Here is a 12,715-nt window from a genome sequence, read left to right on the forward strand (position 1 = left end):
AGCAGATTGTAAAGATTCTTTTTTAATATAGTTATACGCTTTATTCAATTGTTTTAAAGCTAACTTTCCCCAAATAACTTCTACCATTGACTAGCTATATTTCTAGCTTCTTCTTGTGTATAAAAATTACCGTTGTCAATTTCTTCATTAGCTTCGTCAATTTCTTTATTATATTGCTCGATACTAATTCTTTCAAATTCTTCCGTTTCCTTATTTATAATTGTTTCTAACTTTGTGAAAAGCGTTTCGTTTACAGAAAACAACTTTTGTATAAACTCATATTTTCTTGCTTCTAAATCCATGTTTTCTATATCTTTATTATAACAAAGATACAATTTCTGCTGTTTATTTTTAAGTCTATTATTTGAGACAGTCAGCGCTATCAACGTTTCTTTTTATTGTTGTTTGTACTAGTGGGTAATCAAACAGCTAGAAAACGCTATAATTCACTTTAGTGCACAAAAAAAGCCTCTCGAAAATCGAGAGGCTTTAAGTTATAAATGGATGAGATTCCTGTTTTCACAGGAATTGGGAATTTGCAATTAAGCTTTCCCGTCCATTTTATCTTTAAGCGCTTGTAAAGCGTCATTAGCATCACCTAAAGTTGGTTTTGCTTCAGCAGCAGCACTAGCAGCTTTCTTAACAGCAGCTTTTACGTTTGCAACTTCTTCAGCTTTAAAGATAGCTGTGTGAGACGCTACAACACGTTTAAACTCTTTGTTAAATTCAATGATTTTGAATTCAGCAGACTCCCCTTTCTTAAGTTTGCTACCGTCTTCTTTCTCTAAGTGACGAGAAGGTACAAATGCAACGATATCTTCGTTAAATTCGATTGTAGCCCCTTTATCAACGATTTCAGAAATTGCAGCAGTATGCGTAGTTCCTAAAGCGAATTCAGTTTCATACTTATCCCAAGGATTAGCAGTAGTTTGTTTGTGACCTAAAGATAATTTACGTCCTTCAACATCTAATTCTAATACCACAACATCTAATTTGTCACCAACAGCGCAAAATTCAGATGGGTGCTTGATTTTCTTAGTCCAAGATAAATCAGAGATATAAATTAATCCGTCAATACCTTCTTCTAATTCAACAAAAACACCAAAGTTTGTAAAGTTACGAACCACACCAGTGTGCTTAGAACCTACAGGGTATTTTCCAGTAATATCTGTCCATGGATCAGCAGATAATTGCTTGATACCAAGTGACATTTTACGATCTTCTCTATCTAAAGTTAAGATTACTGCTTCAACTTCATCTCCTACAGATACGAAATCTTGAGCAGAACGTAAGTGTGTAGACCATGACATTTCAGAAACGTGAATTAATCCTTCAACACCATCAGCAACTTCAATAAATGCACCGTAATCAGCGATTACAACAACTTTACCTTTTACTTTGTCACCAACTTTTACCTCTTCAGCTAAAGCTTCCCAAGGGTGTTTAGATAATTGTTTAAGACCTAATTGGATTCTTGATTTGTTTTCATCAAAATCAAGAATTACAACGTTTAATTTTTGATCTAACTCAACAATTTCGTTAGGGTGGTTAATTCTAGACCAAGATAAATCAGTAATGTGGATTAAACCATCTACACCACCAAGATCGATGAATACACCGTAAGAAGTAATGTTTTTAACAACACCTTCTAATACTTGACCTTTTTCTAATTGACCAATAATTTCTTTCTTTTGCTCTTCAATATCAGCCTCAATAAGTGCTTTATGAGAAACAACAACGTTTTTAAATTCGTGGTTGATTTTCACAACTTTGAATTCCATTGTTTTATTTACGTATTGATCGTAATCTCTAATTGGTTTAACGTCAATTTGAGATCCTGGTAAGAATGCTTCGATTCCGAAAACATCTACAATCATACCACCTTTAGTTCTGCATTTTACAAAACCATTAACGATTTCACCAGTTTCATGAGCTGCGTTTACACGATCCCATGCTTTGATTACACGAGCTTTTCTGTGAGATAATACTAATTGACCAGTTGCGTCTTCACGAACGTCAATTAAAACCTCTACTTTGTCACCAACAGCTAATCCTGGGTTGTAACGAAATTCGTTTAACGAAATTACACCTTCAGATTTTGCGTTAATGTCGATAATAGCATCACGGTCTGTAATATGTACTACAGTTCCTTCTACAACTTCGTCATCTAAAGTGTCAACGAAATTTTCAGCTACTAATTTTTCAAATTCTTTTAATTGCAAATCATCAACTTCATCAATACCTTCTTGGTAATTGTGCCAGTTAAAGTCTGCTAAGAATTTTTCAGGATTTGCTTTTGCTTCAGATACCACTGGAGCACTTTTTGCTTCAGTTGCCTCAACTTCAGCTTGTTTTGCGTTTTCCGCCATTTTAATAAGTGATAATGTAATATTTTGTTTTACAATGTATTACATTAAATTTTGTATTCTGTATGCTTTGAAAGATTTAAGCGATTAACACACAGAAGTGTTATATAAATTTTAGTTTCATTCCTTTTATCTTTCCAAGACGCGCTAAAAGGAGTGCAAAAATACATAATATTGAGACAATTACCTAGAAATGACAAAATTAATTTAAACCACTGTAATTGAGTTGGTTCTAGTTTTTTTTGAAGAAAATAATTACTACCAAATTAAAGCACTTTTAGCTTCAAGCGTCATTTGTTTCTAAACTTTAATTTTTTAGTTTTTAAATAAAATAGATTTCGACAATTCTCTGCACTAAAATACTTAAGAATCTGCTCACTAAAAGTTCGGTGAAATTCTTATATTTTTTATGTGAAAATTTTCATACCTTGTTAAGGTTGAAAAAAGTAATAACCTTATATTAATTAATTATGACATCAAAAGACAAATATCAACCAGTATTAGATTTAGGCGAATCCTTAGGTATTAAAAACGGGGAAGTTACAGAAGCCGATGGGGTTTTAAAAGTAAAAGGCGAGGCCAAAACACCTTATGAAAAAAATATTTTATGGGACAAGATTAAAGAAATTGGTGGTGATAGTCCATCAGATATTAAAGCTAACATTACAGTTGCTGACACCTCAGTTTTTCACAGACATACGGTTAAAAGTGGTGAAACTTTAGGGAAAATTGCAAAACAATATTATGGTAATGCTTCAAAGTATCAGGATATTTTCAAAGCAAACTCTGATATCCTTAAAAACCCTGATTTAATTCACCCGGGTCAAGAACTAATCATCCCAAATATATAGGTAATCCCTCCTGTTTAAAATACAAAAGACGAATCTTAATTGGTTCGTCTTTTTTTTGTTTATGGAGAAGATCAAATTTTTTCTCGCAAAGGCGCAAAGAGTGGAATTTATAATGAATAGTGAAAAATTAAAAATTCACTTCTCGACTCCGCTCGAAGACCGTTAACGTTCATGATTGGTCCCGGTGTTCGAGCGGAGTCGAGAACGGTTTTCTAGTTACACGATTCAACAAATAAACGCTAAAACAATTATTCAATTAAAAGTGAATAGTGAATAGTTAAAAATTGTCCACTTTATATATGGAAATTCAATTTTTTCTCTGTGCGACTCTGTGTTTCTCCGCGAATCTCAGTGTAACAACTACAGCTTCAATGAAACCAATTCCAAGATTTTATCAAATTGCTCCTCTCGCGATAAATCTGAATTATCAAACTCAATAGCATCTTCAGCCATAACTAAAGGCGAATCTTTACGTGTTGTATCTAAATGATCGCGTTCTTGAACATTTTTCAATACGGCTTCGTAATCAACGTCATCCCCTTTTTCAATAAGTTCTTGGTAGCGACGTTGGGCTCTTTTTTCCGCGGAAGCGATCATAAATAATTTCAGTTCGGCGTTAGGAAAAACAACAGTTCCAATATCACGACCATCCATAACAACACCTTTGTTTTCTCCAAATTTCTGCTGTTGCTCCACCAGTTTTTTACGAACCTGTGAAACTGAAGCCACGGTACTCACAAAGTTTGAAACTTCAAGTGTTCTAATTTCCTTTTCAACATTAACACCGTTTAAATACACTTCGGCAAAACCCAATGTCTCGTTAAATTTAAATGTGATATTGATATTTGATAATTGAGAAACTAATGCTTCAACTTTAAAATATTCTTGATTTATTAAACCATTTTGCATGGCATAATAAGCTACAGCACGATACATCGCACCAGTATCTACGTACACATAACCCAAATGTTTTGCTAATTGTTTAGCGACCGTGCTTTTACCTGTAGATGAAAATCCATCGATGGCAATGGTGATTTTGTTCATTGTAATTAATTAGTCTGCAATATTAGGTAAAGTGTCTAAGCTAGGAAAGTTTTAATGTGTCTAAAGTGAAAATCTAAAATCGAATTTATAGGTAACATATGTTTGACTTTTTTTAAAATCTTATATCACGAACTTACAACTACAGTGTGATCTAAGGACTTAAGTACGCATCTATTGTAAATCAATTTGCAATCCAAAGAAGTTGGCATTGGCAGCACTTGTATACTTGGCATAGGTATAGCTAAAGCGCATTTTATTCATTTTAATAGAAAGTCCAGCAGAAATTCCAGAAAAATTACGCTGATCTACAATTCTCAAATCCTCTCCTCTTCTAAAATTATAACCTAAACGCACATTAAAACCTTTATCTGGAAAGAATTCGGCTCCAACAATAGTATGTCTTATTACTTGCCCTAAGAACCCTATACTCTCTTCGGTTTGATTGCCTTCCAAATCACTAGTAGTACGCGCTGGATTTGGTCTTGCGATTGGCCATTCTTGTAAGTTTTCTAACGTAACATGCCAACGTATTGGCACATTATCTAATTTTTGAGAAACCCCTAAAGCGACTTCAAACGGTAATTTTTCGTTAATATCGGCATAAGTTGTTATTTGTGTACCAATATTTCTAACTACTAATGCTGCATTCAAATCTAAATGGTCATTAATATAGATTAAACCTAAATCTACCGCTACTCCTAATGAGCTATACTGTTCTAATTTAGACGAAATAAACTTAGCATTTGTTCCGAAGTAAAAATCTGAATACCCCAATTGCAATGCATAGCCTAAAGAAAAGGAGGCCTCGCTACCTGAAAATTCTCCGGTAGAATTACCATCCTCATCGTAACCATCAAAAGAGCCATAATTAATATAGTTCACTCCGGCATGAAATGTTTGCACATGTCTATCGTAAGTATATGCGTAAGCTGCTGTTCCGTAGCTAATACCTCCTAAATAACTGGTGTAATTTACAGCCAGCTGATTATCCATTTCCACGTTAATGGTTGCTGGATTAAACAACGCCTGAGTGACATCATAATCAACATTAGTAAGTACCTTACCTCCTAATGCTGCTTGTCGTGGGGAAGAAATTAAGTTTAAAAACTGGTATGTACGCTCTCCTCCAACTTGAGCAGTTGCGAGAGCACCAATTAATAAACAAAAAAAGAGGTTAATTTTTTTCAGCATATTGAGGTCACAAAGTAAGTAAATCTATCTTAAAACGACAGCATGTATCTTTTATTTTAAATCATAAAAAAACCTCGACGTACATCGAGGTTTAAATTCGTTAAGAAATTAAATACTTATAATTTCTTTGCGTTTTTTACTTTTTGACCGGTAACTGCTATTTTAATAACGTCACTCATATCTGAAACATAGTGAAAAGTTAAACCTTTTAAATACTCTTGTTTAATTTCTTCAATATCACGTCTGTTTTCTTCACAAAGTAGAATTTCCTTAATTCTAGCGCGTTTTGCAGCTAAAATCTTTTCTTTTATGCCACCAACAGGAAGCACTTTTCCACGAAGTGTAATTTCACCAGTCATGGCTAGATTATTTTTCACTTTCTTTTGTGTGAATAAAGATACTAAGGATGTTAACATCGTCACCCCTGCACTTGGCCCATCTTTTGGTGTTGCACCTTCCGGAACATGAATGTGTACATTATATTTTTCAAAAATAGAAGGATCAATCCCAAACTCTTCTGCATTAGATTTGATGTATTCCATTGCTATGGTAGCCGATTCCTTCATTACTTTACCTAAGTTACCGGTAATAGTCATCGAGCCTTTTCCTTTAGATAGAATAGATTCAATAAATAAAATATCACCACCAACACGTGTCCAAGCTAAACCTGTAACCACACCAGCCACGTTATTATTTTCATACTTATCGCGTTCCATTTTTGGTCCGCCAAGTACTTCAATAATATCTTCGTTAGTCACTTTAATATTGTACTCCTCCTCCATGGCAATATTTTTGGCTGCAAAACGCACCATTTTAGCCACTTGTTTTTCTAAACCACGAACTCCAGATTCTCTAGTATAACCTTCAACAATTTTTTCCAATTGCGGTTTACCAATTTTTAAATGTTTATCGGTTAAACCGTGTTCTTTTAATTGCTTTGGAAGTAAATGGCGTTTAGCGATTTCAACCTTTTCTTCAATAGTGTATCCCGTAACATTAATGATCTCCATACGATCTAACAACGCCGGTTGAATGGTAGACAAACTATTTGATGTGGCAATAAACATGACTTTAGATAAGTCGTAACCCATTTCTAAGAAATTGTCGTAAAATTCACTGTTTTGCTCTGGATCTAAAACTTCTAACATTGCTGAAGAAGGATCACCTTGATGGGAGTTGGATAACTTATCAATCTCATCTAAAACAAATACAGGATTTGATGTACCAGCTTTCTTTAAGCTTTGAATAATACGACCTGGCATGGCGCCAATGTACGTTTTTCTATGGCCGCGAATCTCTGCTTCATCACGTAAACCACCTAATGAAATTCTAACATATTCACGACCTAAGGCCTCGGCAATAGATTTTCCTAAGGATGTTTTACCAACACCAGGAGGGCCGTACAGACATAAAATCGGTGATTTCATATCGTTACGTAACTTTAAAACCGCTAAATATTCAATAATTCTACGTTTTACATCTTCTAAGCCAAAATGATCACGGTTTAAAACTTTCATTGCGCGTTTTAAATCGAATTTATCTTTAGAAAATTCATTCCATGGTAAATCTAAAAACAGCTCTAAATAGTTGCGTTGTATAGAATACTCGGCAACTTGCGGATTCATACGTTGCATTTTAGCGATTTCCTTTTCGAAATGCTTTGCCACTTTTTCATCCCATTGCTTGTCTTTGGCTTTCGCTTTCATCTCTTCAATTTCCTCATCATGACTTACGCCACCCAATTCTTCTTGAATGGTTTTCATCTGTTGATGCAAGAAATATTCACGCTGCTGCTGACTCATATCCATCTGAACTTTAGACTGAATATCATTCTTAAGTTCTAATTTCTGAAACTCAACATTCATGTATTTCAAGGTTGCCAATGCACGTGCTTTAAGGTCATTAATCTCTAAAAGCTCTTGCTTTTCTGCAACTGAAAGGTTCATGTTTGAAGAAACAAAATTCACTAAAAACGAGTTGCTTTCAATGTTTTTTATGGCAAATGAAGCTTCACTAGGGATATTCGGGTTTTCCTTAATGATCTCTAAAGCTAAATCTTTAATAGAGTCAATAATGGCTGAAAATTCCTTGTTTTTTAAAGCGGGTTTCGCTTCAGCAAGATCTCTAATGGTAGCCGTCATGTATGGGACTTCCGTAAGTACTTCGGCAACTTTAAAACGTTTTTTACCTTGAATGATAACAGTAACATTACCATCAGGCATTTTTAATACACGTAAAATTTTTGCAACGGTGCCTGTTTCATGAATTTCTTTTGCTGAAGGATCTTCAACAGCTTCATCCTTTTGTGCCACAACACCAATTACTTTTCCGCCCTTGTTGGCATCATTAATTAGTTTAATAGATTTATCTCTTCCAGCAGTAATAGGAATTACCACCCCCGGAAATAAAACCGTATTTCTTAAAGATAAAATCGGTAATGTCTCTGGCAACTCTTCGTTGTTTATTGCTTCTTCATCTTCAGGTGTCATTAATGGAATCAACTCTGAGTTTTCATCAAATTCCTGTAATGACAAACTGTCAAGGGTCATAAAATTAGATTTCTTCATATATATAATTAGGTCAATCTGTCATTAAAACAGGATTGATCATTTTTTAAATTTTAAACTTAAAAGCTTATTCGTCTGGAAACCAATAGTGTTATTAGAGATATTGATGTCCATCTGTACTATAAATTCAATACTTATGCCAGACTTTTAAAATAGATGTATAGTTGGTAGTTTTTAGTTGTTGGTTATTGATTACTTACTCTTGCGTGGTTATTATGCAGAGGTATCTCAGCTAGAAATGCTGAAGTAGCTATTACACAGAGTTTCGCTGAGATTCCCCAGAGACTCACAGCGTTTTTTAGACACAGATTTCACTGATTTGCACAGATTTTTCACATCGCACCTTTATGGCTTTAGGTCTTTGCGAAAGGGTATTATTAGTTTTTGATTTTTTAGTTATTGACTACTTACTCTTGCGTGGCTATTACACAGAACTACGCTGAGATTTCACTGAGGCTCACAGGGGTTTCTTTAGACACGAATTGATACTTATACTATTTATGAAAATTAGCGTAAGAGTAAGCCTAACAACTAATAACCAGCAACTAGGAACCAATAATTCTAGACACGAATTACACTAATTTTCACGAATATTTTGCGACTTTGCCTCTTTGTGAGAGATTATTATTAATTAGTGGTTATTGGTTGTTGATTATTTACTCTTGCGTGGCTATTACACAGAGTTTCGCTGAGATTTCACTGAGATTCACAGAGGTTTTTAGACACGAATTACACCAATTTTCACGAATATTTTGATTTTTACACCTTTGCGCCCTTGTGGCTACGGGAGAAATCAATTTAGTTGTTAGATTCTAGTTGTTGGTTATTGGTCGCTTACTCTTGTGATGATTTCCCAGACACAGATTTCACAGCTAGAAATGCTGAAAAAGCTATTACACAGAGTTTCATTGAGATTTCACTGAGATTCACAGAGGTTTTTGGACACGAATTGATACTTATAGTATTTATGAAAATTAACGTAAGAGTAAGCCTAATAACTAATAACCAGCAACTAGCAACCAATAATTCTGGACACAGATTTCACTGATTTACACAGATAGAAATGCTGAAGTAGCTATTACACAGAGTTTCACTGAGATTTCACTGAGATACACAGCGTTTTTTAGACACAGATTTCACTGATTTGCACAGGTTTTTAACAAAGCACCTTTACGGCTCTAGGTCTTTGTGAAAGGATATTATTAATTTTTGATTTTTTAGTTGTTGACTACTTACTCTTGCGGGGGGGTATTACGCAGAGATTTCACTGAGGCTCACAGCGGTTTTTGGACACGAATTGATACTTATACTATTTATGAAAATTAGCGTAAGAGTAAGTCTAACAACTAATAACCAGCAACTAGCAACCAATAATTCTGGACACAGATTTCACTGATTTGCACAGATTAAAAAATTAGGTTTCGACTGCGCTCAACCCGACAGATTAAATTTCCTAAATAGGATTTGAACTTCCCTAAATAGAGTTGACCATTTTTAATTTTTCACTATTCATTATTAATTATTCACCATTAATTATTAATTATTAGCTAAATCTTCCCCATTTTCTTCAATACAAACAATAAAACAATAGGAAGCGCCAGTAAACCAATCATTAAAATATTAGTTTGAAACAGCCATGGTGCTAAAAATAGGGTAATTAAATACCCACCAACAGCACCGCCAAAATGGGCATCATGACCAATATTTCCTATTTTATTTTTCATCCCGTAAATAGAATATAGCAAGTAACCTATTCCAAATAGATAAGCTGGAATGGCTATAGGAATAAAGAAAAACATTAATTTCATTCCTGGTTGAAGTAATATGGCAGAATAAATAATTCCTGAAACTGCGCCACTAGCACCAACAGCACTATATGAATATTCGTTTTTATGAAAATAATACGATAATAAATTACCTAAAATTAAACTCCCTACATAGATAATAATGAACTGCAATGGGTTTAATATATTAATCACAACATCTGCAAAAAAGTAAAGCGATAGCATGTTAAAAAGTAAATGCTGCGTATCGGCATGTAAAAACCCCGAACTAAACATTCTAATTTTTTCGCCACGTTGAATGCCACCAATATTAAACTTATATTTTTCAAAAAAACTAAAATCCCCAAAACCTCTATAAGATATAATGACATTGGCTGCTATAATGATAATGGTAACTGGATTTAAATTGTCCATAAAGGAATTAAAGATTAAAGTGTATTTAACATATATTTGCGATTACAAATCTAAAATTAATTAATGCATTTTCTAGCTTATATTATTGTTTATCCGATTTTGTGGTTAATTTCTATACTGCCTTTTAGATTATTATACCTAATTTCCGACGGGGTTTACATTTTACTCTATCACATTATTGGTTATCGAAAAAAAGTAGTGACCAACAACTTAAAATTAGTTTTTCCTAATAAGCCTGAAGAAGAAATATTTGCCATTAGGAAAAAATTCTACAAGCATTTATGTGATATGTTTCTTGAAATGGCAAAAACCATGTCCATTTCAAAAGCTGAATTAGAAAAACGTTTTATTCTTAAAAACCCAGAAGAAGTTAGGCGGTTAGAATCTGCAAATAAAAGTGCACTATTTATGTATGGACATTATGCCAGTTGGGAATGGTCCTTACAACTGCAAACCCAAACTTCTTTTCCAGGTTTTGCCGTGTATAAAAGATTAGCAAATAAATATTTTGATAAAATGGTTCGAGATATACGCTCGAAATACAATACCACTTTGATTAGCACCAAGGAAACCGTTACTAAAATTGCTCATAATGAAAGAAAAGGCATAAAAAGTTTTATGGCTTTCTTAAGCGATCAATCACCAAAACTATCAAAAGATGTGTATTGGAGTGAATTTATGGGCGTTGATGTGCCATGCTTTACTGGAGCCGAACGTCTGGCTAAAAAATTAGATTTAACAATGGCTTACATAAAAATAACCAAAGTAAAACGTGGGTATTATGAAGCTGAAATCATAACCTTTACCGAATCCCCAAAAGATTATAAAGATTATGAACTAACAGATATGTTTCTACGAGAAGTTGAAAAGCAAATCCATGAAGCACCAGAATTTTATTTCTGGACTCATAAACGCTGGAAACATCGTAACAAAAAGCCAAACTAAGAGCATCAAAAAAGGGATGAAATTATTTAATTTCATCCCTTTTTAATGTTATTTAAAATAGATTATATGCTCGTCTACGATCTAAAATCTTTCATAATATATTAGCCTAGAGTCTATAAACTTTTAGCAATTTCACCAAGTTCAGCAATAAATTTATCACCTAAAGTATCAGCCTCTTTTTGTGATTTGGCTTCCGTATAAATTCTAATGATTGGTTCGGTATTACTTTTTCTTAAATGCGCCCAGCTTTCAGCAAAATCAATTTTCACTCCATCTATAGTTGTTAATTGTTCGTTTTTATAACGCGATTCTATTTCCTTCAAAATGCCGTCAACGTCTAATCCTGGGGTTAATTGAATTTTTTTCTTACCCATAAAATAACTTGGGTATGTTTTTCTTAGTGCACTAACGCTCATTTTTTTATCGGCTAACAAACTTAAAAACAAAGCCACACCAACAAGGGCATCACGACCATAGTGAGAATCTGGATAAATAATACCACCGTTACCTTCACCACCAATAACAACCTTATTCTTTTTCATTAAATTCACTACGTTCACCTCACCTACTGCACTAGCCTCATACATACCACCATGCTTTTCGGTAACATCTCTAAGTGCTCTTGTAGAACTCATGTTACTAACCGTATTTCCTGGTGTTCTACTTAACACATAATCAGCGCAAGCTACCAAAGTATATTCTTCACCAAACATCTCACCGTTTTCATCCATAAAAGCTAAACGATCCACATCAGGATCTACTACAATTCCAAAATCGGCATTGTGTTTCTTTACAGCATCCGATAAATCGGTTAAATGCTCTTTTAAAGGCTCTGGGTTATGTGGAAACTCCCCATTAGGCTCGCAGTATAATTTCACCACTTCAACACCTAAACGCTCTAATAATAAAGGAATGGCGATACCTCCAGTAGAATTCACACCATCAACAACCACTTTAAAATTTTGAGATTCAATCGCTGCAACTGTTACTAAATCTAAATCTAGAACTTCAATAATATGTAAATCAATATAAGCTTTGTTCTTTGTTATTTTCCCTAAACTATCAACATCGCTAAAACTCATTTGATCACTTTCGGCGATATTTAGAATTTTAGCACCTTCCACAGCATCTAAAAACTCACCTTTAGCGTTAAGAAGTTTTAATGCATTCCATTGTTTTGGGTTATGACTAGCGGTTAAAATGATGCCACCATCAGCCTGTTCCATCGGTACAGCAACTTCAACAGTAGGTGTAGTTGAAAGTCCGACGTCAACCACATCAATCCCTAGCCCTATAAGAGTATTCATAACTAAATTCTGTATCATTTTTCCAGAAATACGAGCATCACGGCCAACAACAACCTTATGCTTTTCCTTGTTTCTTTGTTGTTTTAGCCATAAACCGTAAGCCGAGGCAAATTTTACAGCGTCAATTGGAGTTAAATTTTCTCCAACTAAACCACCAATAGTTCCTCTAATTCCTGAAATTGATTTTATAAGTGTCATAATTATTTTTAATAAATTGATGAACAAATATAGTATTTCAAATTCGGA

Annotated in this window: 9 protein-coding genes; 2 read left to right on the forward strand and 7 right to left on the reverse strand. The window is 34.0% G+C overall.

Features of this window, described 5'->3' with window-relative positions; genetic code table 11:
* Positions 1-80: 80 nt before the first annotated feature.
* The gene (locus KO493_RS10785; protein ID WP_216067980.1) at positions 81-302 is read right to left on the reverse strand and encodes a hypothetical protein; all 222 of its coding nucleotides are present in this window, start codon (positions 300-302) and stop codon (positions 81-83) included.
* 240 nt (positions 303-542) lie between these two features.
* The gene (gene rpsA / locus KO493_RS10790; RefSeq protein ID WP_216067981.1) at positions 543-2,369 is read right to left on the reverse strand and encodes a 30S ribosomal protein S1; all 1,827 of its coding nucleotides are present in this window, start codon (positions 2,367-2,369) and stop codon (positions 543-545) included.
* 467 nt (positions 2,370-2,836) lie between these two features.
* Between rpsA and KO493_RS10795 the strand changes: the two genes are divergently transcribed.
* The gene (locus tag KO493_RS10795) at positions 2,837-3,217 is read left to right on the forward strand and encodes a LysM peptidoglycan-binding domain-containing protein (protein WP_216067982.1); all 381 of its coding nucleotides are present in this window, start codon (positions 2,837-2,839) and stop codon (positions 3,215-3,217) included.
* Positions 3,218-3,577: 360 nt separating this feature from the next.
* Here KO493_RS10795 and cmk read toward each other — a convergent pair whose 3' ends face one another.
* From cmk to KO493_RS10815, 4 genes are all read right to left on the reverse strand, one after another.
* A complete protein-coding gene (gene cmk / locus KO493_RS10800) occupies positions 3,578-4,261 on the reverse strand; it encodes a (d)CMP kinase (protein WP_216067983.1) in 684 nt (227 codons plus the stop codon).
* A 171-nt stretch (positions 4,262-4,432) separates the two neighbouring features.
* Positions 4,433-5,452, reverse strand: coding sequence for a type IX secretion system protein PorQ (gene porQ, locus KO493_RS10805; RefSeq protein ID WP_216067984.1), 1,020 nt, complete (start codon positions 5,450-5,452; stop codon positions 4,433-4,435).
* Between the two features lie 116 nt (positions 5,453-5,568).
* Entirely contained in the window at positions 5,569-8,019 is a 2,451-nt protein-coding gene (gene lon / locus KO493_RS10810; RefSeq protein ID WP_216067985.1) for an endopeptidase La, read from the reverse strand.
* A 1,547-nt stretch (positions 8,020-9,566) separates the two neighbouring features.
* The gene (locus KO493_RS10815) at positions 9,567-10,217 is read right to left on the reverse strand and encodes a rhomboid family intramembrane serine protease (RefSeq protein WP_216067986.1); all 651 of its coding nucleotides are present in this window, start codon (positions 10,215-10,217) and stop codon (positions 9,567-9,569) included.
* Positions 10,218-10,280: 63 nt separating this feature from the next.
* On the opposite strand from KO493_RS10815, the gene KO493_RS10820 reads away from it, so the two are divergent.
* Positions 10,281-11,162, forward strand: a complete 882-nt coding sequence (locus KO493_RS10820; RefSeq protein ID WP_216067987.1) for a lysophospholipid acyltransferase family protein — start codon at positions 10,281-10,283, stop codon at positions 11,160-11,162.
* Between the two features lie 113 nt (positions 11,163-11,275).
* On the opposite strand, the gene glmM is transcribed toward KO493_RS10820, so the two are convergent.
* The gene (gene glmM, locus KO493_RS10825; RefSeq protein ID WP_216067988.1) at positions 11,276-12,667 is read right to left on the reverse strand and encodes a phosphoglucosamine mutase; all 1,392 of its coding nucleotides are present in this window, start codon (positions 12,665-12,667) and stop codon (positions 11,276-11,278) included.
* Positions 12,668-12,715 lie beyond the last annotated feature (48 nt).

Source organism: Pseudotamlana agarivorans, assembly GCF_018860245.1.
GTDB lineage: Bacteria > Bacteroidota > Bacteroidia > Flavobacteriales > Flavobacteriaceae > Pseudotamlana > Pseudotamlana agarivorans_A.